This window comes from Wenzhouxiangella limi (assembly GCF_010499265.1).
Taxonomy (GTDB): domain Bacteria; phylum Pseudomonadota; class Gammaproteobacteria; order Xanthomonadales; family Wenzhouxiangellaceae; genus Wenzhouxiangella; species Wenzhouxiangella limi.
Window position 1 is genome coordinate 466739 of sequence record NZ_JAAGSC010000041.1, and the last position, 25362, is coordinate 492100.

The following is a 25362-nucleotide window of genomic DNA, read 5'->3' on the forward strand; positions in this document are numbered from 1 at the left end:
GAGTTAGGTCTTCGCGAACCGCTCGGTGAGGACGAACAGAGTAGGTACAACCACCAGGGTCAGCACCGTGGCGGCAAGAATGCCGCCGATGATGACCGTTGCGATCGGCGAAAAGCGTTCTGCCCCCACGGCCAGTTCCAGGGCCAGAGGCAGCATTCCGGCAATAGTCGACAGTGCAGTCATCAGGATTGGGCGAATGCGGGTGGCGACGGCCACTGCCACGGCGCGCGGGGGGCTGGCGCCGTTCGCTCTTCGCTGGCGCGCCACGTCAAGCAAAATGATGGAGTTGTTGACCACGATGCCCACCAGCAAGATGACGCCCAGCAGCGCCGGCATGGAGACGTATTTCCCGGCCAGCAGCAAGGCTGAGGCAACCCCGATGAATTGCAGTGGAATCGCGGCCATGATGGTCGCGGGATGGATGAAACTGGAAAACTGGACAACCAGCAACAGATAGACCGCCAGGGCTGAGAGCATCAGCGTGCTGAGCATTCTCGCGCGTGCTTCCCCGAAATCCTGCTGCTCGCCGACGAGCCGAACCTGCATGTCTTGCGGGCTTTCAAACGTGCTCAGGCGTGCTTCGACGTCGGCAACGACCGCCGATAGGGGTCGGCCGGTGTGGTATCCCAGGATTTCAAGCGTGCGCTGACCGTCTTCCCGGGTCAACAAACGCGGGCCTTGCGCGCTTTTCAGGGTGGCGATCTCGCGCAGCGGGACGCTGCCGCTGGGCGTGTTCAACACGATCTCGCCCAGGTCATCGAGCTGTTCGCGCTGGTCTGGCTGATACCGAACGACCACCTGGAGGTCGCGCCGGGGTTGCTGCCGATAGCGGGTTGCGGCATGACCGTCGATGGCGCGATGCACGGTGACCGCGGCCGCCCGGGCGCTCAAGCCGAGTTCGCTGACCCGATCATGATTCAGTTGCACCCGGACTTCCGGCGTGTCCAGCGACCAGTCCTTGTACAGATCGCTGATGCCGGGTATCCCGGCCAGATGAGCGACAAGCTGATCACCGAGCTCGCTGAGCCCGACGATATCCTCGCCGGAGATTCGAACCACGATGGGTGCTGCGGTGCTGCTGCGCGCCGTTCCGCCCATCTCTTTCGGAACACCAAGCATCACGCCCGGCGTTTGCTCCAGGCTGCGGCGGACCTCGTCCATGAGTGCCCACTGGCTGATCTCGCGTTCGGTCCGGGGCACCAGCTGGACGGTGACTTCCGCCTGGTTGGCGTTCATGGCGCCGCGCTGCCCCATGGATCTTGCGCCGGGTTCATGTCCGACGCGAACGCCGACTTCAAGGACTTCATCGCGCCCGACCAGATCGTCCTCGATCACCTGCATGGTGGCCACGGTGTTTTCGATTGGCGTACCGGGAACGGTGTCGACTACGACCTGGAAGCTGCCCGAGTCGAACCGCGGGAGCATTTCGCTGCCGATCAGGCGCAGCATGCCGATGCTGGCGATCAGCAACAGCACAGCGAGCCCCAGCATCATGATCGGATGACGCAAAGCAGCCCATAGCGCGCGCAGATAGCCTTTGCGGATTACGCGCAGGCTTCGATCCACGGCCCGGGTCATTGGATTTCGGGCTGTCTGCGGCGCTTCCGGTTTCAGCCACCAAACTGCCAGCAGGGGGATGAGGGTGACCGACATGACAAATGACGAGGCCAGCGCAAACGCCAGGGTCATGGCCAGCGGCCCGAACAACTCGCCGATGAAGCCCCCCATGAAGGTCAGCGGAACGAGCACGCCCAGGGTGGTCAGGGTGCCGCCCAGTTTGGCGCCCAGGATTTCTCCGGTTCCCTCAAGGGCTGCTCGCGCGGAGGTGACGTCCCGCTCGACAAGATGGCGGTGAATGTTCTCGAGGATGACGATGCCGTCGTCGACCAAAAGGCCGATCGCCAGAATCAGCGCCGACATGGTGACCATGTTCAGATCAAGACCGGCCAACTGCATCAGGACAAAAGTCGTCAGGAATGCTGCCGGTATCGACAGGGCAATGATGAGTGCCTGGCGCCAGTCGGCAAGAAACAGCAGGACAATCAGCATGGTCAGCCCCACCGCCACCGCCACGGTTCGGGTCATGTCTGAAATGACCTGCTCGGTGAAAACCGAGTCATCGTCGGCAATCGTGATTTCGATCTGGGGCAGTTCAGCGGCCAGTGCTTCGACCGCCTGCCGTACCCCGGCGGCCACCTCGACCGTGTTGGCCTCGTCGCGCCGCAGGATCTGCACGGCGATGGCGTCGCGGCCGTTGTGCCGGTACGCCGAGTTTTGCTCGCCGGCCTGGAGCGTGACCTCGGCGAGCTCCTCCAGTCTAATCAACCGGCCGTCTTGCGAGCGCACCACAAGTCGTCCGATCCCTTCCGGCGAGGCCAGCGGGGCATCGAACCGCACAACCGTCTCACGTTGCCCATAGTCGATGCGCCCGCCCGGTGCGCTCAGATTCCAGTCATCCAGCACGGCCATGACTGTCTGCATGTCGATGTCGGTAGCATCCAGCCGGTCGCGACCCACGGCGACGTGCAGCTCCAGCTTGTGGCCGCCGAAGATGTCGACGGCGGCCACCCCGGGGACGCGCTCCAGCCGGTCGCGCACAGCGTTGTCGGCCAACTCGCGCACTTCAGGCATGGGCAGCCTGTCGGCGGCAATGGCCAGGGTCACGATGGGCTTGTCGGCCGTCGAGAATTCCAGTACCTGGGGCTCGTTGATGCTGGCCGGCAACTCCTGGCGCACCCGTCCGATGGCGTTTTGTACGTCGACCGCGGCCAAGCTGGATGATCTGTCGAAGGCAAATTCGACCCGGATGACCGAAAGCCCGGTCTGGCTGCTGGAACGTATACGCGTCATGTCATCGAGGCTGGCGAATTCCTCCTCCAGCAGTCGGGTCAGGTCGGTATCGACGTCTGCGACTGCCATGCCGGGAAACTGGGTGATCACGGTGACGGTGGGCGGGTCAGTGTCGGGAAAGAGCCGAACCGGCAGCTCGAAGCGCGCCTGTATGCCCAGCACCAGCAGCGCGAGGATTAGGGCGATCACCGCGTGACGATGGGACAGCACCCACTTCGGCCAGCGATTCACGGGCCTGGCGCTTCCTGTACTACCCGAATGGGGACCTCATGGCCGAGGCGGGGATCGGCGGTGGTAATGACGATGTCCCCGACGGTCAGTCCTTCTTCGATCAGAACGCGGCCATCCGAGCCTGGCCCGGTTTGCACCGAGCGTCGACGGGCCTGGTCGCCGCCGGCCAGGTAGAGCCAGCTGGCGCTCTGATCCTCATGAACCGCCTGCGCGGGAACGCTTATCGCAGCTTCGCGATACAGGACGCGCCCGCGCACGATGACGGCCATGCCCGGCTTTAAATCATCATTTTGCTCAGGGATGAGCACCGCCAGTGTGGCGCTGCGCGTGTTCGGAGCCAGCGCCGGGTAGACTCGATCGATTCTTGCTTCCCACTGCCGCTCGATTGCGGGGACATGAATCGTCACGGGAAGGCCGGGCTGAATGCCCGCCGCATCGGTTTGCGGCAGATGGACCACGGCCTCGAGCTGCTGATCGGCGACCAGCTCAATGATGGGCGAGCCTTGCCGAGCCAGCTCACCGCGCTTGACGAAGCGCTGCTGAATTCTTGCATCGAAGGGCGCTCGGCCGACGGTATAGGCCAGACGAGTCCTGACCAGGTTCAGGTTGGCCTCGGCTTCACGCTGCTGCGCGGCCAGCGACGACACCTGCTGAGCGGTCTGTTCCAAAAGGCGCTCCGATGCCAGTTCTCTAGAGAACAATTCCTGCTGGCGAGCCAGCTCGTGTCGCGCGGTTTCCAGTTCCCCGTCAATTCTTTCTGACACGGCCTGCAGACGCGCCTGCTCGGAGACAAGTTCAGCGTCATCGAGCCGAAAGACGACGCTGCCGGCCTCGACGCGCTCTCCCTCACGAAAAGGCAGTTCGAGAACATTTGCGCTCAGCTGGGCCGATAGCGCGGCACGTTGTTCGACTTCGAGACTGCCCCGCCAGCTCCTCTCGACCTGGAAAACGCTTTCGGCAGCGGTTTCAACGCGCACCGGCACCGGGGGTGCAGCCTGAGCGAGTTCAGGGTGGCGTTTTTCCTGAACGCGATTGAAAGTCGCCAGGCCGATGATGACCACCAGTGCCAGCCCGGCAATCAGCGTCAGAAGACCTGCCTTCGAGAGTTTTGGAAAAAATGACATGCAGTAGTCCTGGCCGCGTCGTTGGCGTTACTGGGCTGAGTCCCTGGTGAGCGCGCGCTCAAGCAGATGCCAGATCACATCAGCCTGCCCAGGTAAATCGAATTCGAAATCATGGATCGACCAGCGCATGACCAGCCCCTGAATCATGGCCAGGATCAGTCGAGCGGTTTGTTCTACCTCCAGATCCGATCGAAAGGTCCCATCGACAATCCCTTCGCGCAGCAGGCCTGAGAGAATGGTCGTGTAGTCGTCCATGATCGTGCGCACAGCCTGCTTCAGACGGGCGTTTTCCTCATGCAGGCGCTCGGAGAACAGCAGCCGAGGCAGGCCGGGATGGCTGGCAACAAAAGAAAGCTGCCTGGCCAGCAGCAGGCGCAGCCGACCGTCGGCCGGACCGGCGCCGGTCGCCACGGAGTTCACCGTGCCGAGCAGGTTGCGGGCGATCCATTGAGCGACCGCCTCGAGAATCCCATCGCGGTTTTTGAAATGCCGGAAAACGGTGGGCTGTGCAATGCCCACGCGATCGGCAATCGCCTGCGCGGAGATCTGTCCGCTGTTGGATTCAGCGGCCAGCTCGATGACGGCCTGGACGATTTCCTCGCGCCTTTGTTCTCCGCTCTTGCGCATGCCCGAGACTCTAGAGTAAGTAAGTAATTGCTTACCTTACTCGCGTCCAGCTTCGGTTGCAAGCCGGTTTTGGGCTAAAAGGGATATCAAGAATGTTTGATTTGGCTCAAGTTCCGCGACAAGACATCGCGCTAGCATATCGCCATGAATCAGCAATCCATCCCTTTGCCGCCCGAAACGACGCCCCTGAAAGGACGTCTGCGCCGTGAATTCCGCACCATGGAAGCGATGGTGCGTATCTGGTGTCGGGCAAAGCACCCGGGCCAGGCGCCTTCGGGCGCGGTGTGTCCTGAATGCCAGGCCTTTCTGGACTACGCCTGCAAACGCCTTGAGAAATGTCCCTACGGAGAAGACAAGCCCACCTGCGCCAAGTGCCCGGTGCATTGTTATAAAAGAGCGCAGCGCGAGCACGCGCGCGAGGTCATGCGCTTTGCCGGACCGCGTATGGTCTGGCGCCATCCTTGGCTTTCGTTGATGCACCTGCTCGACAAGCGCCACCGGGTCGAACACCCGATGGAGCAGCGGCGGCGTCATTCCCGTAGCCGCTGAATTGCCCCAAGAACAACCGGAATCACTGATCCCATGAGACTCACCCAATACACGGATCTCGGCTTGCGGCTGCTGATTTATCTCGCCAGTACCCCGGGGCAGAGCGCCTCGTTGGGTGAGATCGCCGATGCCTATGGTGTTTCCAAGGCGCACCTGAAAAAGGCCGCCCAGGCGATGGCCGCCAACGGCCTGTTGGAAACCCGCCGCGGCAAAAGTGGCGGGATCAAGCTGATTCGCGATCCGGCAACCGTGGTCATTGGCAGCGTGGTTCGTCTTTTAGAACCGGATATGCACCTGGTGGAGTGCATGCGGCCGAACAATGAATGCGTGATTACGCCGGTCTGTCGGCTACGTCGCGTCGTCCACGAGGTCAGAGCCGCAGCCCTGAAGGCTTTTGATAGCTACACGCTGGCCGATATCGTGGGCGAGCCGGAGCAGGTCGCCCAACTCCGGGAACTGCTCGACATCTCGCCTTAACGCTTAACCGCAACCTCAGCCTGGCCGGACCGGGGCATTTTGCTGCTGCAGACGATCCAGCGCCCTTTGTACGTCCTCGATGTTGTTGAATCGGGCCACCAGCTGCAGCCCAGCGCCCTTTTCCGAAAGCTCCAGGGTTTGACTCTCGCTGAATACCAGACCGAGTTGGTCCTGGGTTTGCCGTCGAATTTCGGCCTCTTGCGCAATGGCCTGGTCGACCGAAGAAACGCAGTATTCATCGCCAAAGCCACCTTCCGGTTCTTTCAACCAGGACAAACAGACCAGCCAGCTGACAAAGGCGCCGGCGGCGATGATAAAGAAAAACTGGGAGGGGGTTACGAAGGTGAAGACAAAGAGGTAGACCACGGCACCCACATTGCCGTACGCGCCGGCCATGCCTGAGATCTGGCCGGTGAGGCGCCGTTTGATGGACGGCAGAATGCCAAAGGTTGCACCCTCGGCCCCCTGGACGAAGAATGAACAGAAGATGGTGAACACGATGGCGACAAACAAGGGCCAATCGCTGTCGAGCAGACCCATCAGCAAAAAGCCGATGGCGATGCCGAACATGTAGGCCAGCATCACGAAGCGCCGATTGCCGAAGCGGTCCGAGACCAGCCCGCCCATGGGTCGGGCAAACAGGTTGACAAACGCGAACGAGGCCGCGATCGCACCGGCCGCGGCCGCACCCAGGCCCCAGGTCATCTCGAAAAACATCGGCAGCATCGAAACCACAGCCAGCTCCGCCCCGAAGTTGGCGAAGTAGGTCACGTTGAGGGCAACAACGCTCTTGAACGGGTAGCGGTCGTCTTCCGGCACGCCCTGGCGCAACAGGGGCAGATTGACCCGCAGGATCTGGACGATCTGGTAGATCACCGTGGCCGCAATGGCCAGGTACAGGTAGAGCGCGGTCAGCCCATCCAGATAACCCATGTTCTGGACCCGCCAGACCAGAATCGACAGCACGCCGACCAGTGGGATGGTGAACACGATCAAAAGGGCTAGATCGCCCCAGCTGCTGACCTCCAGCGCGTTGGCCTTGCGCGGTTTGCGGTGGGTATCGGCGCTGGGACCGTCGGTGATGGCAAACCAGTAGAACACGCCGTAGGCGGCCATCACGACGGCAGAGGTGGCAATAGCGTAGCGCCAGCCGTTGTCGCCGCCAAATAGCGTCAGGGCGATGGTGGGCAGCGTCATCGCGGCGGCGGCCGACCCAAAGTTGCCCCATCCGGCGTAAAGGCCTTCGGCAAACCCGATGTTTTTAGGCTTGAACCACAGCGCAACCATGTGGATGCCGACCACAAAGCTCGCGCCGATGGAGCTCAACACCAGGCGGGCAATGAGCATTTGCTCTTTGCTGGTACCGAAAGCAAACACCAGCGCCGGAATGGCCATCAGCACCATGAGGATCGAAAACACCCGCCGCGGTCCGAATCGGTCCAGCGCCATGCCGACAATGATGCGCGCCGGGATGGTCAGGGCCACGTTGGCGATGGCAAAGAGCCGGAGATCGTCGCTGGTCAGCCAGTCGGCGCTGCGCAAAATGCTGGTCGCCAGCGGCGCCATGTTGAACCAAACGTAGAAGCTGATGAAAAAAGCGATCCAGGTCAGGTGCAGTGCACGAATTTCCGGACTTTTGAATTTGAAAAGGTCGCTGATGCTCACGGGCGGAATTTCCTTAGGACAAAATGCTCAACTTAGGGGGCGGGAATGATCAGCAGCGGGCACTGGACGCGCCGGGCGAGGAATGCGCTGACCGAGCCAAAGGTCATGTGATCGAACTCTTCGACCAGTCCTTCGAGCGTGCGCGAAAAGAACCCGCCCTCGGCCTTATGGCTGTGCCGACACATCACCAGCATGTCGGGATTGCGCTCCAGCGTTGCCCTCAGGATCATTTTTCGAGCATCTCCTTCGGCCATGAGGACGCGGGTCGGGAAGCCGGCGTCGGTCAGCTCGGCCGCGGCCGTTTCGGCGCCGGTCTTGAGTTCATCGTAGGAACTCTGGAACAGGTGATCCTCCACGCTGGTTGAGCTGCGCGGCTCTTCGACCACGCAGATCAGCGTGATTTCCGGTTGAGAGTCCTTGAAAAGCCGCTTCGTCCCATCGAGCACGATGCGTGAATTCCGGGAATGGTCATAGGCCAGCATGATCTGCATTTTCGTGCTCCAGAACGGGCATTTGCCGCAAAAGTGACCTCTATTAAATCCTTTCTGGAGTAAACGAATATTGATCTAGATCAAAGAAAGAAACAGGCACCTTATCAGCATAAAGAGAATAAAACGTTTATAAACAACTATTTGAGGTGATAGCCGGATTCTGGCGCCGGTCGCAAATTCAACTCCCTCGTCTTAACAGCTAAAAAAAATAGCCGTTTTTGACCAAAATCAAGTTTGTTCGCCGTCCAACAGACTAGATTGCCCACATCGGGTAATTACAAACGACTTGGATCAAGCAGCGAGGAGCAGACCGACGTGGCGCTAAATCGGGATATCGAGAAGTGGGAACCGGAAGATCCGGGCTTCTGGGAATCGACCGGCAAGGCCGTGGCCAACCGCAACCTGTGGATTTCAATCCCCAGTCTGGCCATGGGATTTGCGATCTGGATCATGTGGGGCATGGTCGCGGCCCAAATGCTCAATCTGGGCTTTCCCTTCACAGAAACGGAGTTGTTCACGCTGGCCGCGATTGCTGGCCTGACCGGCGCGACCCTGCGCATCCCGGCATCGTTCATGATCCGCATTGCCGGCGGTCGAAATACGATCTTTTTGACCACGGCGCTGCTGATTATTCCCGCGCTCGGCGCCGGTCTGGCCCTTCAGAGCAAAGAGACCCCGCTGTGGGTGTTCCAGGTGCTGGCCTTCCTGTCCGGGATCGGTGGCGGCAATTTCGCCTGTTCCATGAGCAATATTTCCGGTTTCTATCCCAAAAGCAAGCAGGGCCTGGGCCTGGGCCTGAACGCCGGTCTCGGCAATTTCGGCGTGACTTTCATGCAGATTCTCATCCCGCTGGTGATGACGGTCGGCGTGTTTGGAATGATCGCCGGCGACGCCATGGTGCTCGAGCGAGCTAGCGGTACCTTGATCGGCCGCATCGACGCCGGCACCGAGACCTGGATCCAGAATGCCGGCTTTGTCTGGCTTGTATTTCTCATCCCGCTGTGCCTGGCCTGCTGGTTTGGGATGAACAACCTGCGCACCATTACGCCGGATCCCGGCCATCCGCTGGTCGCTTTCGGCAAGATCCTGGGGCTGTACGGCATCGGATTTCTGGCTGCCGGGATCGGCCTGTACCTGTTCTTGCCGAGCCCGGTCGGTCTGGGCGTGCTGAACATGTGGCTGGCGCTGCCCCTGATCATCCTGCTCACGCTGGGGTTCATGCGCCTGCTGCCGGGCAAGGTCGGCGCCGGAATCCAGGCCCAGTACGCCATCTTTCGCGACAGACACACCTGGTCGATGACGGTGCTCTACATCGCCACGTTCGGCTCTTTCATCGGGTTCTCTGCGGCCCTGCCGCTGTCGATTGAGGTGCTCTTTGGCAACATGATGGTTGACGGTGAGCGCATTGCCAACCCGGATGCGCCGAGTGCGCTGACCTACGCCTGGATGGGGCCTTTCGTGGGCGCGCTGATTCGCCCGGTTGGCGGCTGGCTTTCGGACAAGGTGGGCGGCTCCATCGTCACCCAGATCATCACCTTGATCATGCTTGTGGCTGCGATCGTGGTGGGCTACGTCATGATGTTGGCTTATCAATCGGCCTCGCCCAACGATTATTTCTTTGCTTTCATTGCCTTGTTCATCCTTCTGTTTGCCGCCAGCGGCATCGGCAACGGCTCGACTTTCCGCACCATCGGCGTTGTTTTCGACCAGCAGACCAAGGGTCCGGTGCTGGGTTGGACTTCGGCGGTGGCCGCGTACGGCGCCTTTATCGCACCGCGCGTGATGGGCGAACAGATTCAAGCCGGCACGCCGCAGGTGGCGATGTACGGTTTTGCCGCTTTCTACGCGCTGTGCCTGGTGGTCAATTGGTGGTTCTACCTACGCGCTGACGCCTACATCAAAAATCCCTGAGTGTTTTCAAATCAAGCTGCCCGAGTGGGCTGGAGCAAGCAAAAATGAGCTATTTTCTTGATCAACTGGCCTTTTTCCGGCGTGAGAAAGAAGAATTCTCCGAAGGTCATGGCATTACGACCAACCAGTCCCGTCGCTGGGAAGACGGCTATCGCCAGCGCTGGCAGCACGACAAGGTGGTGCGCTCCACGCACGGGGTGAACTGCACGGGATCATGCTCGTGGAAGGTCTACGTCAAAAATGGTCTGGTGACCTGGGAAACCCAGCAGACCGACTATCCGCGCACCCGCCCCGGACTGCCCAACCACGAACCGCGCGGTTGCTCGCGCGGGGCCAGTTACTCCTGGTATCTCTACAGCGCCAACCGGGTGAAATATCCGATGATCCGGCGTCGCCTGATCGAGTTGTGGCGCGAGGCCCGGCAGCAGCACGCGGACCCTGTCGATGCCTGGCAGTCTATCGTTGAGGACCCGGAAAAAGCCCAGAGTTACAAGCACCGCCGCGGCCTGGGTGGGTTCGTGCGCGCAAACTGGGAAGAGCTCAACGAAATCGTTGCCGCAGCCAACGTATTCACGGCCAAGGAGTTCGGTCCGGATCGCATCGTCGGCTTCTCTCCCATTCCGGCCATGTCCATGGTCTCCTACGCCGCCGGCACGCGCTACCTGTCTCTGATCGGCGGGACCTGCATGAGCTTCTACGACTGGTACTGCGATCTGCCGCCGGCCAGTCCCCAGACCTGGGGCGAGCAGACCGACGTGCCCGAATCGGCCGACTGGTTCAACTCGACCTTCGTGATGATGTGGGGCTCGAACGTGCCGCAAACGCGCACCCCCGACGCCCACTTCATGACCGAGGCCCGCTATCGCGGTACCAAAACGGTAACCGTCACGCCCGACTACTCGGAGGCCTCCAAGTTTGGCGATATCTGGCTCAACCCCAAGCAGGGCACCGATTCGGCCATGGCCATGGCGATGGGCCACGTCATCCTCAAGGAATGGCACGTCGAGGGCAAAAGCGAGTATTTCGATGACTACGTGCGCCGCTACACCGACCTGCCTTGCCTGGTCCTGCTCGACGAGCAGAACGGGAATCTGGTGCCGGGCCGCTATTTGCGTGCATCCGACTTAAGCGGGGCCATGAAACAGGAAAACAATCCGGAATGGAAGACGCTCGCCCTGGATGAAAAGAGCGGGCGTATCGTCGCGCCGCGCGGCTCCATCGGCTTTCGCTGGGGCGAAGAACACAAGTGCTGGAACCTGGAAGAAAAGGACTCCGACGGCAACGAGGTTCGCCTGGCGCTGACCAAAATGGACGGCCCCGATGAAGTCACGGACGTCGCCTTTCCTTATTTTGGCGGCGGCGGCAACGACTTCTGGTGCCGGACCGAGCATGACCCCATCCAGCTTCGCCGCGTGCCGCTCCAGCACGTGACCCTGGCCGACGGCTCGAAGGCTCGGGTCGCGACCGTCTTCGATCTGATGGTGGCCAACTACGGCATCGATCGGGGGCTCGGCGGGGCCAACGTCGCTGCCTCCTACGACGACGACGTGCCCTACACCCCGGCCTGGCAAGAGCAGATTACCGGGGTTGACCGCGAGAAGGTCATCTCGGTCGCCCGCCAGTTTGCCGAAAACGCGCACAAGACCGGTGGCAAGTCGATGATCGTCATTGGTGCGGCCATGAACCACTGGTACCACATGGATATGAACTACCGCGGCGTCATCAAGATGCTGATGATGTGCGGCTGTATTGGTGTATCCGGCGGGGGCTGGGCCCATTACGTGGGTCAGGAGAAACTGCGGCCGCAGTCCGGCTGGACCCCGCTGGCGTTTGCCCTCGATTGGCATCGCCCGCCGCGGCAGATGAACTCGACCTCGTTTTTCTACAACCACACCAGCCAGTGGCGCTACGAGCAGCTCGAAATCAAGGAGATTCTGTCCCCGCTGGCCAATCCGGCCGACTACACCGGCTCTCTGATCGATTTCAACGTGCGGGCTGAACGCATGGGCTGGCTGCCGTCGGCTCCGCAGCTTGCGCGCAACCCGCTCAAGGTGGCGCGCGAAGCGATGGATCAGGGCCGCGACGTGAAAGAGTACGTGGTCGAGCAGCTGAAGTCCGGTGAACTGGGCTTTGCCTGCGAAGACCCGGACAACCCGGCCAACTTCCCCCGCAATCTGTTTGTCTGGCGATCGAACCTGGTGGGTTCTTCAGCCAAAGGGCACGAGTATTTCTTGCGCTATCTGCTTGGCACCGAAAACGGCATACAAGGCAAGGACCTGGGCGAGGAAATTGACCGGCAGCCGCACGAGGTTAAGTGGCGCGAAGCCGCTCGCGGCAAGCTGGATCTGCTGGTTACGCTCGACTTTCGTATGTCGACGACCTGCATGTACTCCGACATCGTCCTGCCAACGGCGACCTGGTACGAGAAAGATGACCTCAACACCTCCGACATGCACCCGTTCATCCACCCGCTGACCGCGGCGGTGGATCCGGCCTGGGAATCACGCTCGGATTGGGATATTTACAAAGGCATCGCGCGCGAATTCTCGCGGCTGACTTCCGGTCACCTCGGCACGGAGACAGACGTCGTAACGCTGCCGCTGCAGCACGACACCCCGGCCGAGTTGTCGCAGGCACTGGGTGTGAAGGACTGGAAAAAAGGCGAGTGCGAGGCGATCCCTGGCAAGACCATGCCGAACATCGTCGTGGTCGAGCGGGACTACCCGGACACCTACGCCAAGTTCACCTCGCTGGGTCCCTTGATGGACAAACTGGGCAACCTTGGCAAGGGCATGCAGTGGGATACCAAGGAAGAAGTCGAAGCACTGGGTGATCTCAATGGCCGGCAGCGCACACAGGGTGTGGCCAAGGGACGGCCCAAGATCGAAACGGCGATTGATGCCTGCGAAACCCTGCTGATGCTGGCACCTGAAACCAACGGCAAGGTTGCCGTCAAGGCCTGGAAGTCGCTGTCGGAAAACACCGGACGCGATCATTCCCACCTGATAGCGGGACACGCATCAGAGAAGATTCGCTTCCGCGACGTGGTCGCCCAGCCGCGCAAGATTTATACCTCGCCAATCTGGTCGGGTATCGAGTCCGACAAGGTCTGCTACAACGCCGGCTGGACCAATATCAACGAACTGATCCCGTGGCGCACCCTGACCGGCCGCCAGCAGTTTTACCAGGACCACCTGTGGATGCGGGCTTTCGGCGAGCAATTGTGTGTTTACAAGCCGCCGGTGGATCTCAAGACCATCAACCCGATCAAGGGCAAGCGCGACAACGGCAACCCGGAGATCGTGCTGAACTTCATCACCCCGCACCAGAAGTGGGGTATCCACAGCACCTATACCGACAACCTGCTGATGCTGACCCTGTCGCGGGGTGGGCCGATCATCTGGATGTCCGAGGTCGATGCCGCCAAGGCAGAAATCAAGGACAACGACTGGATCGAGGTCTACAACATCAACGGTGCGATTACCGCTCGCGCGGTGGTCAGTCAACGCGTGCCGGAAGGCATGTCGATGATGTACCACGCTCAGGAGAAGATCATCAATACCCCGGGATCCGAGATCACCGGCATGCGAGGAGGGATCCACAACTCGGTGACGCGGGTGGTGGTCAAGCCGACCCACATGATCGGCGGCTATGCCCAGCAAAGCTACTTTTTCAACTACTACGGCACGGTGGGTGCCAACCGTGAGGAATTCATTGTTGTCCGCAAGATGAACAAGCTGGACTGGATGGATGGCTCGGCCGTCGAAGATGCAATGGAAGTGGAGATCAACTAAATGAGGATCAGAGCGCAAATCGGCAAAGTCCTGAACCTGGACAAGTGCATCGGCTGCCACACTTGCTCGGTGACCTGCAAGAACGTCTGGACCTCGCGCGAGGGAATCCACTACGCATGGTTCAACAACGTCGAAACCAAGCCCGGGATCGGTTACCCCAAGGAGTGGGAAAACCAGGACCGCTACAACGGCGGCTGGATCCGCGACAAGAAAGGCAACCTGGTGCCCAAGGCCGGAAGCCGCTGGCGGATTCTCGCCAACATCTTCGCCAACCCGGACATGCCGGCGATCGACGATTACTACGAGCCCTGGGACTACGACTATCATCACCTGCAGTCGGCACCTGACGCCAAGACCATGCCGACGGCCCGACCGCGTTCGCTGATTTCCGGTGAGCGGATGAAGAAGATCGTCTGGGGTCCCAACTGGGAAGAAATTCTCGGGACGGAATTCGAACACCGGTCTAAAGACTACAACTTCAAAGGCATCCAGAAAGAGATCTACGGGCAGTTTGAAAACACCTTCATGATGTACCTGCCCAGGCTGTGCGAACACTGCCTCAACCCAACCTGCGTGGCCTCGTGTCCTTCCGGTGCGATTTACAAGCGCGAAGAAGACGGCATCGTCCTGATCGACCAGGAAAAGTGTCGTGGCTGGCGGATGTGCGTGTCCGGCTGCCCGTACAAGAAGATCTACTACAACTGGAAGTCGGGCAAGTCCGAGAAGTGCACCTTCTGCTATCCGCGCATCGAGATCGGCCAGCCGACGGTATGTTCAGAAACCTGCGTCGGGCGGATCCGCTACCTCGGCGTGCTCCTTTACGACGCCGATCGTATCGAGCAGGCTGCCAATGCAGCCAACGAGCAGGATCTCTATCAGGCCCAGCTCGACATCTTTCTTGATCCACACGACCCGGAGATCGTCGCCGAGGCGCGCAAACAGGGGATCCCTGACGACTGGCTGGAAGCGGCCAAGGCATCACCGGTCTACAAGATGGCCGTCGACTGGAAAGTCGCTTTCCCGCTGCACCCGGAGTATCGGACCCTGCCGATGGTGTGGTACGCACCCCCGCTGTCGCCGATTCAGTCGGCCGCCGAGGCCGGCCATATCGGTGTCAATGGTGAAATTCCGGATGTCCAGAGCCTGCGCATACCCGTGCGCTACCTGGCCAACATGCTCACGGCCGGGGAAGAGCAACCCATCATCACCGCGCTGGAGCGGATGCTGGCAATGCGTGCCTTCATGCGGGCCCGCCACGTCGACGGCGAAGAACGACTGGATCTTCTGGAGCGGGTCGGCATGGATCTGGATATGGTCGAAGACATGTACCGCTACATGGCCATCGCCGATTACGAGGATCGTTTCGTGATCCCGACCAACAAGCGAGAGTATGCCCATTCCATCTACGACGGCTACTCCGAGCGAGCCGGGTGCGGTTTTACCTTCGGCAGCGGCTGTGATCACACCGGCGGCTCGGATGCTGACGTGTTTGGCGGCAAACCCAACACACAGCGCAAGTTCTTTCCGATCCGGGTGGAGAAGGCCAGCAACAGCAAGGAGCCGGCCGCGCACGATCATGAAGCCTGGAGGAAGTCATGAATCCGTTGACGCTGAAAGTGCTTTCCCGACTCATGGTGTACCCGAGCGCCGAGCTGCTGCCCGCGCTTGAAGAGATGCGCTCGATCGTAAAAGCCGAGAGCAGCCTGGATGCGGGGATTCGGGAACGTCTGCTGGACTTTATTGATCAGTTTGACGAGCGTGAACTTGGCGCGGTACAGGAAGAATATGTTTCGCTATTCGACCGCGGCCGCGCCTTGTCGCTGCATCTTTTCGAACACGTTCATGGTGAGTCACGGGATCGTGGTCAGGCCATGGTTGATCTGATTAACCTCTATCAGGAAAACGGCCTTGAGCTCGACGCGCGCGAGTTACCCGACTATCTGCCCCTGGTTCTGGAATACCTTTCTGAGAGACCGCCTGAGGACACCTTCGAGCTGTTGGGCGATGCCATGCCGATCATTGTGTTGCTCGGCGCGCGCCTGCGTGAGCGTGACTCCAGCTACGCCAGCCTCTTCGAGTCTCTGGAGGCGCTGGTCGGAAGTCCTGATAACGCAGAAGATCTGCGCGAGGCTGCCTCGCAAGAAGGGCCGGACCAGACCATCGTCAATATGGACGAAATCTGGGAGGAAGAGCAGGTTCGTTTCATGGGCAACAGCGAGCCAACCAGCGACTGCGGCGCTGCATCGGCGCCGCTCAAGCGAAATCTGAATCAACAGCAGCGCACGAGCCGCGCGCGGAGTTAAATCATGGCCAACTACATCCATCAGTTCATTTTCGGGGTATTTCCCTATATCGCGGGCACGGTCTTCCTCGTCGGATCCTTGCTCCGCTTCGAGCGTGGCCAGTACACCTGGCGGGCGATGTCAAGCCAGATGCTGACCGGGCACTCTCGCTGGTTTCGCCCGGCCAGCCTGGCCTTCCATATCGGCATCCTGTTTTTGTTCTTTGGGCACTTAGTCGGGCTGCTGACACCGACCTGGTTTTACCAGGATACCCTCGGCATCGACCCAGGCTTCAAGCAGCTGTTTGCCATCGTTTCGGGTGGCGCTGCGGGTCTTTTGTGCCTTTTTGGCCTGACCTATCTGCTGTGGCGGCGCCTGTTTGTTCCTCGCGTACGCAATAACAGTGCTGGTATGGATACCTTCATCATCTGCCTCATCTGGCTGCAGCTGATGACCGGCATGAGCACGACGTTTTCGTCCATCCATCACCTGGACGGCGGCGTGATGCAGCAGCTAGCGCACTGGGCCCAGAGCATCGTGACCTTCCAGGCCGGAGGACATGAATACATTACGAACGTGCACTGGATCTACAAGATGCATATCTTCCTGGGTCTGGTGATGTTTACCGCCTTCCCGTTCAGTCGCCTGGTGCATATCTGGAGCTGGCCGTGGGCGTATACGCGGCGCCGGTATCAGGTGGTTCGCCAGCAGTAGCTTTGCCTAGACCGAACCGCTTCAAAGCGAAATTCAGTCTGATATTTGGAAGCCGATGATATGAATATGCAAGCCAGCCATGAAACAGTGGTTACCCCGCCACCAATCCGCGTTGATGAGCGGGAAATCACCATCGAGGATATTGCGCGAGAGGTGCAGTATCATCCCGCGCCGGACCTCGGGGAAGCGCGTCGACGGGCTGCGCGCGCCCTGGTGATTCGAGAACTCCTTCTGGCTGAATGTGATCGCCAGAATGTCTGCGCAGAATCCGGCCAGGAAGGAGAAAGTGACGAAGAGTCGCGCATTCGCCAGTTACTCGAAGAACATATCGAGGTCCCGGAACCGCAGGAATCGGACTGTCGGCGCTATTACGACGCCAATCGCGACAAGATGCGCACCGCCGACGAACACGAAGTTTCCCACATACTCGTGCCGGCACCGCCTGATGATGAAAAGCTCAGGGCTGAAGCTCGCAAGAAGGCCCTAGGTTTAACCCAGGAGTTGCAAGCTCATCCCGACCGCTTCGTTTCCATGGCCGGTGATTTTTCCAGTTGCCCCTCGAAAGATGTTGGCGGCCATCTCGGAATCATTGCGCGCGGGCAGACCGCGCCGGAGTTCGAAAAGGCCCTGTCCCGCTTGCCGGTCGGGGAAATCCCGGATTATCCGGTTGAAACGCGCTTTGGGTTTCATGTCGTTATGGTTCATCAGCGTGCCGAAGGTCACCCGGTGCCGTTTGATCAGTGCCGCAGCAAGATCGCCAATTATCTGCGCGAGCACGTGCGACGGCGCGCGATCAGCCAGTTCATCCAAGTCGTTGCCGGCGAGCACCGGATCGAAGGATTTGATCTGGAGGCGGCAAACTCGCCGTTGGTTCAGTAGATGGATACCGTCGATACCTCGATCGGGTCCAGCAACGCACTCGACGACTTGCTCACCATGGCTCGGTCCGAACCCGGGCCAGCGCGATTGTTGACGCTTTTGCTGCGTGCAGAGCCGGTGGTTGACCGAAATGCTGCGGCTGACTCCGGACCGGCCGAGTCCGGCCTGCTCAAGCCCATTGCAGTCAAGGCGCACGTCCTGGATGACATTCCTGACGGTTCGGCCTTGCTTGCAGATGTTGAGGGCGTCGTGCAGTCGGAGTGGCATTTCTTGATGGTCGGCGTGTTGCCCGGCTCGCTGGCGGGACCGCCTTCGCCGGACCTGACCGACGAGCAACTCAAAAATATGGCGCGCTCGGTGCACACCGGCAGCGGTATGGACCGGTACGCCTTTTTTGATCGCCACGCCAATCCGGTGCTGATCGGCCCACCTTCGTGAACCCCCAGCTACCCGTTCTGTCCTACGCCTTTCGGCCTTTTTTCCTGCTGGCCGCGGTGTATGCCATCGTTTTGATGGGCGCGTGGATTGGAACTTGGTTTCTAGCTTGGCCGGTCGCCGGATCAATGACTCCAATCGTTTGGCATGGTCATGAGATGGTATTCGGGCTGGTTCCGGCGATCGTGGCAGGGTTCTTACTGACAGCAATCTGCAACTGGACCGGACATCCCCCGTTGTCCGGGCGACCCTTGTTGGCACTGTTGGCGCTTTGGCTGGCTGGCCGTGTCACGATGTGGAGTTCGGCCTGGATTCCCGCTTGGGTGTTGGCGCTGATCGATAGTGCATTTTTGCTCGCTTTGGCGCTCTACGTCGCCTTCGTTGTGGCGCACCGACGAAATCGACGCAACGTGGTAATTGTTGGCATTATTTTCGCTTACTGGCTTGCAGGGCTCAGCGCTCATTTGGGCTACCTCGGTATCGATCTTCCGGTCGACGGCCACCGCATGGGGCTGATGCTGATTGTCCTGCTGCTGACCGTCATCGGCGGCCGGATCACACCGGCTTTTACCCGCAATTGGCTGAAGCGGCAGCAAGCCGATGAAACCGTCGTGCTTTCTCGGCCATGGTTGGAACAGTCCTCGTTTTGGACCCTTAGCCTGTTGGTTGTCGTGGTGGCGCTTCCTTCTCCAGGGTGGTTGATCGTGATCGTGGGCAGCCTGTCCGGCTTGCTGCATGGGTGGCGGCTGGTCGGCTGGTCCGGTTGGGTAGGACGCAGCGATCCCTTGATCTGGGTGCTGCACCTGGGATATGCCTGGCTGGTCGTGGGTTTGTTGCTGTTATCGGCCGGTCAGGCGAGCGCGCTGGTTTCACCAAGCCTTTGGACCCATGCCCTGGGCGTCGGTGCCATGGGGACGTTGGTGCTGGGCGTGATGACGCGGGTGAGTTTGGGGCATACCGGTAGGCCCCTGGTGCTTCCCACGGGTGCCGCTTCCATTTACTGGATGATGATGCTTGCCGCGGTCGCACGGATGGTCTATGCCGTCGGCCTTGGTGATTCAGAGAGTTGGCTGCTCATCTCTGCAGCCGCCTGGATTGGGTCTTTCGCGCTTTTTCTTGGTTTTTACAGCTCAATTCTGCTGTCGCCGCGTGCTGATGGGCGCCCCGGCTAAACGTCAGCCCAATGAACAAAGAGGAACGGAAATGAACCACAAAACCGCATTGCTGACGCGATTTTTCGCGCAGTCCAGAAGTCTTCATGTCGGCGCGATGTTGCTAAAAGACGCGGCGGCAACCCAGAGCGAGACTGACCACCCGAACGCGATCAATCATCGTACGGCTAATGCGCCTGAACGGCGCACCCTCTGTCCAGGGGGATTTAATTGCCCTCACTGCCAAGATTTCCTGGCCGGAAAGTACTGAGGGTAAATGTTCATGCAGAAGTTTAACAATATGGGTTTCCGCGGCAAGCTCGCCGTGATGCTGGCCCTGCCGTTACTGGCTGTAATTTATCTGTCGGGCGAACAAATCCTTAATCGATTGCAAAACTGGTCGGAGATGACGTCTACCGAGCGGGCCGTCGAGCTGAGCATTCAGGTCAGCGAGGTGGTCCACCAACTTCAGATTGAACGCGGAATGTCTGCCGGGTTTCTGGGTTCTGATGGAGAGGGTTTTGAGCGAGAGCTGGCCTCGCAGCGCGATGTGGTGGACGAGCAGCGGGCTGCGCTTCAGGCCTTTTTAGACGATTTCGATGTTGATAGCCTGGGCTTGGAAATCGCGGCTGCGCTAGATGGTGCGCTTGCCAGCATGCAAGATATCTCCAGACATCGCGGTGCGGTCGATGGTCTGTCTATTCCGGTCTCGGAATCACTGGAGTTCTACACCGGTCTGACTCAAGAGTTTATTGGCCTGATGGAGTTGTTGGGCTCCCTTAGCGAGCACCCCGAGATTGCGCGAATGTCAGGTGCCTACACGAACATGGTCTATCTGAAGGATCTGGCCGGTGTAGAGCGAGCGGTGCTGAGCAACGTCTTTGCTGCCGATCAGTTCAGCGGCCAACTGTTTGCCCGCCTTGCAGGCATCGTGGCCGGCCAGGAGACGTTTGCCCAGGTCTTTCGGGGTCTGGCAAGTAGCGAGCAGATAGGTCGTTTCGAAGAACTCATGGGGCGAAGCGAAGCAATCGAGGCCGAGCGCCTGCGCCAACGGGCTTTCGAGCGCTTCGAGACTGGAGGATTCGGGATTGATTCGACGGTCTGGTTCCAGGCCCAGACACGGAAAATGGGGCTTTTGCGGGAAATGGAGTCTCTTTTAGCGGCTGATCTGGCCCAGCGCGCCAATGCGCTTCGACAGGCCGCCCAGGCGCAGCTTTGGGGTTTTGTGCTGCGGGCGGTCATCGTCATTGGCGCAACGCTGTTTCTAGCGTTTTACGTATCCAGGATCTTGTTCAGGCAGCTTGGTGGAGAGCCAAGCTATGGCCAGGCTGTGATCGCACGGGTCGCTGCCGGCGACCTGTCTGTGCGGGTGGCTGTGCAGGGCAGCGATGAGGCAAGCCTGCTCGGCTCGGTCCGGGCCATGGTAGCCAAGCTTTCCGAGATCGTCGGCTCGGTCAACGCGGCGGCCGACGAGCTGGCCTCAGCCTCGCAACAAGTGTCGTCGACATCAGAAAACCTCAGCCAGGGCGCAAGCGAGCAGTCGGCCAGCGTGGAGCAGGTGAGCGCTTCGATGGAGGAAATGTCGGCCTCGATTGCCCAAAACAGCGAGAACGCCCGGGTGACCAATGAGCTTTCCTCGCGATCAGCCGAAGAAGCCAACGCCGGCGGCACGGCCGTTGCCGACACCGTGGAGGCCATGCGATCGATTGCCGAAAAGATCCAGATTATCGATGAGATCGCTTATCAAACCAATCTGCTGGCTTTGAATGCGGCGATCGAGGCGGCACGGGCCGGCGAGCACGGCAAAGGCTTTGCCGTTGTCGCTGCCGAAGTGCGCAAGCTTGCGGAGCGGTCTCAGCTGGCCGCCAGCGAGATCGGCACGGTCGCTGCCACCAGCGTGGCGACGGCAGAACAGGCCGGCAAGGCGCTGGAAGGGCTGGTGCCGGCAATCGAGAAGACATCGCAACTGGTTCAGGAGATTACGGCGGCTTCCGGCGAACAGGCCAGCGGGGCAAGCCAGATCAGCGACGCCATGAGCCAGCTCAACTCAGTTACCCAGCAATCTGCGTCTTCTTCCGAGGAATTGGCCGCGACCTCTGAAGAATTGAGTGGGCAGGCCATGCAGCTGCAGCAGTTAATGTCATTTTTCCAACTTGAACACAGACAAGGAAAGCCTTCTTGATGCACGCAATGCGCCGCCAGCGATGAGCCCCGCAGCCCTGTGAGCAAATGCGCCCTCAGCCGCCCTTTCAGCATGCTTCCTGGGAACAAGGTCAATCGGTGACTCAATTGTCCGGAAGCACCTGGCTGGCTTTGTTTGTGCTGATGATTGCGCTATTCGCTCTCTTTTATTGGCGCCGTCTCAGTGACATCAAGGATTTAAAGCACGCCGTCTTTGAGGCGCGAAAACTGAAAATCGCCGTCGATCAGAGTCCAGCCAGTATCGTCATCACCGACTGTAACGGAAAAATAGAATACGCCAACCGTACCTGCATCGAGAACACCGGCTACAGCCGTGAAGAGCTGATCGGGCAAAATCCCAGAGTGATGCAGTCTGGCCAAACGCCCAAAGAGGTATACGCGGATCTATGGGCTACGATCAAGCTTGGACGAACTTGGCAAGGGCGTTTGGTCAACCGACGCAAGGATGGCAGCGAATACGTCGAGCGGGTTCTGATCAATCCGGTGCTCGACGCGCAGGACCAGCCAATACGATTTATTGCCGTAAAAGAAGACATTACCGAGCGTGAAGCGCTCGATCAACGCTTGCAGTCGTTAGAGTACTTCGATGCCTTGACCGGTCTCGCCAACCGCTACTCTTTCATCAAAGAACTCGAGCAACGACTGGGGCAGGTCCGCCCGGGCCAGATGCACCAAGCGCTGGCACTGGTCAACATTGACCGTTTTCATGGTTTTAATCTCACCTACGGTCATGAGGCTGCCGATCGCCTGTTGCAGCTGGTTGCGCGCAGGCTCGTCGAGCAGGTTCCCGAAGACTCAATGGTTGCACGCATCGGGCCTGATGAGTTTGCGATTTTGCCCCCGCTGGCAACTGGCTCTGATACCCGCCTGATGAGCCCAGCCGAAACCAAGTGGATACAGCGGGTGCAGCGCGCCTTGCGCGAGGGTTACTCGTTTGTGGACCGGACGCGCGTCGTTGGGTCATCCATTGGTTTTGCCGTTTGCGATGGGGTGTGCGACGGCAAAGGGAAGTGCGATCCCGGTGGATTGATGAGGATGGCCGATACGGCCTTGCACTCGGCAAAGGCTCAAGGCGGCGGCCAGGTGGCTTTCTTCGACGCCGAGTCCTCGCACGAGGCTGAGCAATTGCTGCGCCTCGAGCAACACCTGGCCAGAGCGCTTGACAAAGAAGAACTCCACGTGGCCTTGCAGTCGCAGGTCGATCCAAGCGGGAAGCTGGCGGGCGTTGAGATCCTGCTGCGCTGGCACCATGCCGGCCTGGGTGACATTGCGCCGGTGCGCTTCATTCCGCTGGCCGAGGATAGCGGGCAGATTGTTCCGATTGGGTACTGGGTGTTGGAGCAGGCGCTGGAAATTCTGGGCTATCTTCAGGCCAAAGAGGCCGCACTGACGGTCAGTGTAAACATCAGCCCGGTTCAGATTCAGCAAGCTGACTTCGTAGAGGCGGTGAAAAGGCGTCTCGATGCTCGCGATGTAAATGCAAGCGGTCTTATTTTGGAAGTCACTGAACGCATCTTCATGGACGCACCAGAGCTGGCAATGCAGCGACTGAGAGCCCTGCGCGATCTCGGTGTCGGTATCTCCATCGATGATTTCGGGACAGGCTATTCCTCGCTTGCCTACCTCAAGCGCCTGCCGGTGACGGAGTTGAAGATCGATCGTGAGTTTGTGCGTGGTCTCCCCAATGATCCAGCCGACTGTGCCTTGGTCAACATCATGATCTCGGCCGCCAAGCAGTTGAAGCTCCGAGTCGTGGCCGAAGGCATTGAGAGCGCCGCACAGGCTGAATTTTTTGATGACCTGCCAGAGTTGCTTTTACAGGGTTACCTGTATGACCGTCCAACCGCTTTTGTTGAGTGGTCCAAGAAGTGGATGTAAGGGCCAAAATAAATTTAATGATAAATCTTATATAGAGGAGTGGAGCCATGTTCAAGAATCTTTCGGTGAAAATCAAGCTGAGCATTTTGATCGGCTTTCTTAGCGTCTTGTTGGTCGGCATCGGTGCTGTAGGCTTGTTTGGAATGGGCGAAACTGTCCAAGGTTTGCAGACGGTCTATGAAGATCGAGCGATACCGATCGCAGATCTCGGTGACATTCGCGCCCGTCTTCTGCGCAACCGCCTCGCCGTTGCGGTTTCCCAAGTCAGCCCGGATGCAGATTTCATTCGTCAGCAAATGAATCTGGTCGACAATAACATCCGGGCGATTGGAGAACTGTGGGATGGGTTTATGGCGACGACGCTGACGCCCGAGGAGGCAAGATTGGCCGAGCAGTTTCAGACTGATAGAACGAGGTTTGTCCAAGAAGGCCTGGTTCCTGCGGTCGCAGCGCTGCGCGAGGGCGACCTGGTACGAGTAGAGACAATTGTCACAGATAAAATCCGACCGCTGTATGAGCCGGTCGGTTCGGGTCTTGATGCGTTGATCGATCTCCAGGTGAGAGTGGCCGAAGAGGAGTACCAGGCGGCTCAGTCTACGTATGCTAGCTTGCGGAATTTTGCGATCGCTGCGATAGCCATAGGCGTCTTGCTATCGATCGCTCTCGGCTTGATGATTATCCGCGGTATTACTGTGCCTTTGGGGGTGGCAGTCCAGTTGGCCAAGGATCTGTCCAAGGGTGATTTCACGCGTAAGGTGGAGATCGAGTCCAAGGATGAAATCGGCCAGTTGCTGGCAGCGATGAAGGAGATGGTATCTAAGTTGAGTCAGATCGTTAAAGAGGTCAACGGATCCAGCGAGGCACTGGCATCGGCCTCAGAAGAGGTTTCATCCACAGCGCAGAATCTAAGCCAGGGCGCCAGCGAGCAGGCGGCAAGCGTTGAAGAGACGACGGCTTCAGTAGAGCAGATGTCGGCGTCGATTGAACAGAATACAGAAAACGCGAAAGTCACCAACACTATGTCGAGCAAGGCGTCTGAAGAGGCGAAAAAAGGTGGCGAAGCGGTTCTCAAAACCGTTGATGCCATGAAATCCATCGCGGATAAGATCAAGATCATCGATGATATTGCCTATCAGACCAATTTGCTGGCGTTAAACGCCGCGATTGAAGCTGCTCGGGCCGGAGAGCACGGAAAAGGCTTTGCCGTTGTCGCCGCAGAGGTGAGGAAGCTGGCAGAGCGTAGTCAGGTAGCATCGCAGGAGATCGGCGAAGTGGCCACGGGTAGTGTAAGCCTGGCTGAACAAGCCGGGAGTCTGCTCGATGAAATCGTGCCAGCCATTCAAAAAACCGCGGATTTGGTTGAAGAGATCAGCGCCGCGTCGCAGGAGCAAGCCTCAGGTGCCGGCCAGATCAACAGCGCGATGGAGCAGTTAAACAGTATTACCCAGCAAAGCGCCTCTTCGTCCGAGGAGTTAGCCTCGACCTCGGAAGAAATGAGCGCTCAGGCCGAGCAGCTACAGCAACTCATGACATTTTTCAAGATTGATGGCGGCAGTAATGCCGGGCTGCCCATGCGGTCGGGCGGCTCCTCTGGATCGGCTGCGGGTAGATTAGTGGCCGCGGCCAGCAAAGCGCCCCGGACTTCTGGCGATGAGGACGAAGATTCCCAGTTTGTGCGGTTCTAGGCAATCGGGTGTCCCCGAGGTTTCGCTGTCTGAGATTTACAGGAACGTCTCACTGATGGGTTGGTTGGTTCTTCCTGCTATTTCCTTTCTGCTGCTGGCGGCGCATTTTCTTCGCGATGGTCATTGGCCGATGATGCTGCTGGCATTGGGTTCCATGGGTGTGTTGGCGGTACCCCGCCCATGGGCCGCGCATCTCATCAGGGTTGCGCTTTTCGCAGCCGCCCTAGTATGGCTTGATTCACTGGTCTCCATGGCGACGATGCGTTGGACCATGGATTTGCCGTTTCTGCGTCTATCCGTCATTTTGTCTGCAGTGATCCTGCTGACGGTGGGCTCGATATTTGTTTTAGCGCACCGCCGTCTGCAGTCCTTTTACGGACTGGGCTCACGAGGATCGGATCGGTGATCCGGGAGCCG

Annotated in this window: 20 protein-coding genes; 15 read left to right on the forward strand and 5 right to left on the reverse strand. The window is 59.4% G+C overall.

The features are described from left to right. Positions 1-3: 3 nt before the first annotated feature. From G3I74_RS10810 to G3I74_RS10820, 3 genes are read right to left on the reverse strand one after another with little or no spacing between them, the layout of a single operon-like run. On the reverse strand, positions 4-3081 hold the full coding sequence (locus G3I74_RS10810; protein ID WP_164211590.1) for an efflux RND transporter permease subunit: 3078 nt from the start codon (positions 3079-3081) through the stop codon (positions 4-6). Then, the gene (locus G3I74_RS10815; RefSeq protein ID WP_164211591.1) at positions 3078-4205 is read right to left on the reverse strand and encodes an efflux RND transporter periplasmic adaptor subunit; all 1128 of its coding nucleotides are present in this window, start codon (positions 4203-4205) and stop codon (positions 3078-3080) included. The genes G3I74_RS10810 and G3I74_RS10815 overlap by 4 nt, the downstream gene beginning before the upstream one ends. Positions 4206-4232: 27 nt before the next feature. Then, on the reverse strand, positions 4233-4832 hold the full coding sequence (locus G3I74_RS10820; RefSeq protein WP_164211592.1) for a TetR/AcrR family transcriptional regulator: 600 nt from the start codon (positions 4830-4832) through the stop codon (positions 4233-4235). A 144-nt stretch (positions 4833-4976) separates the two neighbouring features. Here G3I74_RS10820 and G3I74_RS10825 point away from each other — a divergent pair, with 144 nt between their 5' ends. Together G3I74_RS10825 and G3I74_RS10830 are read left to right on the forward strand one after the other, a co-directional pair. Beyond that, a complete protein-coding gene (locus tag G3I74_RS10825) occupies positions 4977-5381 on the forward strand; it encodes a nitrous oxide-stimulated promoter family protein (protein WP_164211593.1) in 405 nt (134 codons plus the stop codon). Positions 5382-5414: 33 nt separating this feature from the next. After that, on the forward strand, positions 5415-5858 hold the full coding sequence (locus G3I74_RS10830; RefSeq protein WP_164211594.1) for an RrF2 family transcriptional regulator: 444 nt from the start codon (positions 5415-5417) through the stop codon (positions 5856-5858). Between the two features lie 15 nt (positions 5859-5873). Here G3I74_RS10830 and G3I74_RS10835 read toward each other — a convergent pair whose 3' ends face one another. Together G3I74_RS10835 and G3I74_RS10840 are read right to left on the reverse strand one after the other, a co-directional pair. After that, positions 5874-7523 carry an MFS transporter gene (locus G3I74_RS10835; RefSeq protein WP_164211595.1) on the reverse strand — a complete coding sequence of 550 codons (1650 nt, stop codon included), beginning with the start codon at positions 7521-7523 and terminating at the stop codon, positions 5874-5876. Between the two features lie 32 nt (positions 7524-7555). Continuing rightward, entirely contained in the window at positions 7556-8014 is a 459-nt protein-coding gene (locus G3I74_RS10840; RefSeq protein WP_164211596.1) for a universal stress protein, read from the reverse strand. Positions 8015-8329: 315 nt separating this feature from the next. Between G3I74_RS10840 and G3I74_RS10845 the strand changes: the two genes are divergently transcribed. From G3I74_RS10845 to G3I74_RS10905, 13 genes are all read left to right on the forward strand, one after another. Then, entirely contained in the window at positions 8330-9925 is a 1596-nt protein-coding gene (locus G3I74_RS10845; protein WP_164211597.1) for an MFS transporter, read from the forward strand. A 44-nt stretch (positions 9926-9969) separates the two neighbouring features. Then, positions 9970-13719, forward strand: a complete 3750-nt coding sequence (locus G3I74_RS10850) for a nitrate reductase subunit alpha (RefSeq protein WP_164211598.1) — start codon at positions 9970-9972, stop codon at positions 13717-13719. Further along, entirely contained in the window at positions 13720-15318 is a 1599-nt protein-coding gene (narH, locus tag G3I74_RS10855; RefSeq protein WP_164211599.1) for a nitrate reductase subunit beta, read from the forward strand. Next, complete coding sequence (gene narJ, locus G3I74_RS10860) at positions 15315-16022, forward strand: nitrate reductase molybdenum cofactor assembly chaperone (protein ID WP_164211600.1); 708 nt, start codon at positions 15315-15317, stop codon at positions 16020-16022. Before narH ends, narJ begins: the two co-directional genes overlap by 4 nt. 3 nt (positions 16023-16025) lie before the next feature. Next, a complete protein-coding gene (gene narI / locus G3I74_RS10865; RefSeq protein ID WP_164211601.1) occupies positions 16026-16715 on the forward strand; it encodes a respiratory nitrate reductase subunit gamma in 690 nt (229 codons plus the stop codon). A gap of 60 nt (positions 16716-16775) precedes the next feature. After that, on the forward strand, positions 16776-17594 hold the full coding sequence (locus tag G3I74_RS10870) for a peptidylprolyl isomerase (protein ID WP_164211602.1): 819 nt from the start codon (positions 16776-16778) through the stop codon (positions 17592-17594). After that, positions 17595-18032 (forward strand): hypothetical protein, encoded by a 438-nt coding sequence (locus G3I74_RS10875; protein WP_164211603.1) that lies wholly within the window; start codon positions 17595-17597, stop codon positions 18030-18032. Further along, complete coding sequence (locus G3I74_RS10880; protein WP_164211604.1) at positions 18029-19201, forward strand: NnrS family protein; 1173 nt, start codon at positions 18029-18031, stop codon at positions 19199-19201. Before G3I74_RS10875 ends, G3I74_RS10880 begins: the two co-directional genes overlap by 4 nt. A 31-nt stretch (positions 19202-19232) precedes the next feature. After that, complete coding sequence (locus tag G3I74_RS10885; RefSeq protein WP_164211605.1) at positions 19233-19451, forward strand: hypothetical protein; 219 nt, start codon at positions 19233-19235, stop codon at positions 19449-19451. Between the two features lie 6 nt (positions 19452-19457). Beyond that, positions 19458-21362 (forward strand): methyl-accepting chemotaxis protein, encoded by a 1905-nt coding sequence (locus tag G3I74_RS15965; RefSeq protein WP_239056832.1) that lies wholly within the window; start codon positions 19458-19460, stop codon positions 21360-21362. Between the two features lie 98 nt (positions 21363-21460). Continuing rightward, on the forward strand, positions 21461-23260 hold the full coding sequence (locus G3I74_RS10895; RefSeq protein ID WP_164211606.1) for an EAL domain-containing protein: 1800 nt from the start codon (positions 21461-21463) through the stop codon (positions 23258-23260). 47 nt (positions 23261-23307) lie between these two features. Then, positions 23308-24945 (forward strand): methyl-accepting chemotaxis protein, encoded by a 1638-nt coding sequence (locus tag G3I74_RS10900; protein ID WP_164211607.1) that lies wholly within the window; start codon positions 23308-23310, stop codon positions 24943-24945. 55 nt (positions 24946-25000) lie between these two features. Then, a complete protein-coding gene (locus tag G3I74_RS10905) occupies positions 25001-25351 on the forward strand; it encodes a hypothetical protein (RefSeq protein ID WP_164211608.1) in 351 nt (116 codons plus the stop codon). Positions 25352-25362: the final 11 nt, after the last annotated feature.

Bases quoted from the DNA above. Each gene is read 5' to 3' on its own strand.
- G3I74_RS10830 (WP_164211594.1), top strand. From the start codon at position 5,415: ATGAGACTCACCCAATACACGGATCTCGGCTTGCGGCTGCTGATTTAT.
- G3I74_RS10905 (WP_164211608.1), top strand. From the start codon at position 25,001: ATGGGTTGGTTGGTTCTTCCTGCTATTTCCTTTCTGCTGCTGGCGGCG.
- G3I74_RS10840 (WP_164211596.1), bottom strand. From the start codon at position 8,014: ATGCAGATCATGCTGGCCTATGACCATTCCCGGAATTCACGCATCGTG.
- narH (WP_164211599.1), top strand. From the start codon at position 13,720: ATGAGGATCAGAGCGCAAATCGGCAAAGTCCTGAACCTGGACAAGTGC.
- G3I74_RS10875 (WP_164211603.1), top strand. From the start codon at position 17,595: ATGGATACCGTCGATACCTCGATCGGGTCCAGCAACGCACTCGACGAC.
- G3I74_RS10825 (WP_164211593.1), top strand. From the start codon at position 4,977: ATGAATCAGCAATCCATCCCTTTGCCGCCCGAAACGACGCCCCTGAAA.
- G3I74_RS10900 (WP_164211607.1), top strand. From the start codon at position 23,308: ATGTTCAAGAATCTTTCGGTGAAAATCAAGCTGAGCATTTTGATCGGC.
- G3I74_RS15965 (WP_239056832.1), top strand. From the start codon at position 19,458: ATGTTCATGCAGAAGTTTAACAATATGGGTTTCCGCGGCAAGCTCGCC.
- G3I74_RS10815 (WP_164211591.1), bottom strand. From the start codon at position 4,205: ATGTCATTTTTTCCAAAACTCTCGAAGGCAGGTCTTCTGACGCTGATT.
- narJ (WP_164211600.1), top strand. From the start codon at position 15,315: ATGAATCCGTTGACGCTGAAAGTGCTTTCCCGACTCATGGTGTACCCG.
- G3I74_RS10885 (WP_164211605.1), top strand. From the start codon at position 19,233: ATGAACCACAAAACCGCATTGCTGACGCGATTTTTCGCGCAGTCCAGA.
- G3I74_RS10820 (WP_164211592.1), bottom strand. From the start codon at position 4,832: ATGCGCAAGAGCGGAGAACAAAGGCGCGAGGAAATCGTCCAGGCCGTC.
- G3I74_RS10870 (WP_164211602.1), top strand. From the start codon at position 16,776: ATGAATATGCAAGCCAGCCATGAAACAGTGGTTACCCCGCCACCAATC.
- G3I74_RS10850 (WP_164211598.1), top strand. From the start codon at position 9,970: ATGAGCTATTTTCTTGATCAACTGGCCTTTTTCCGGCGTGAGAAAGAA.
- narI (WP_164211601.1), top strand. From the start codon at position 16,026: ATGGCCAACTACATCCATCAGTTCATTTTCGGGGTATTTCCCTATATC.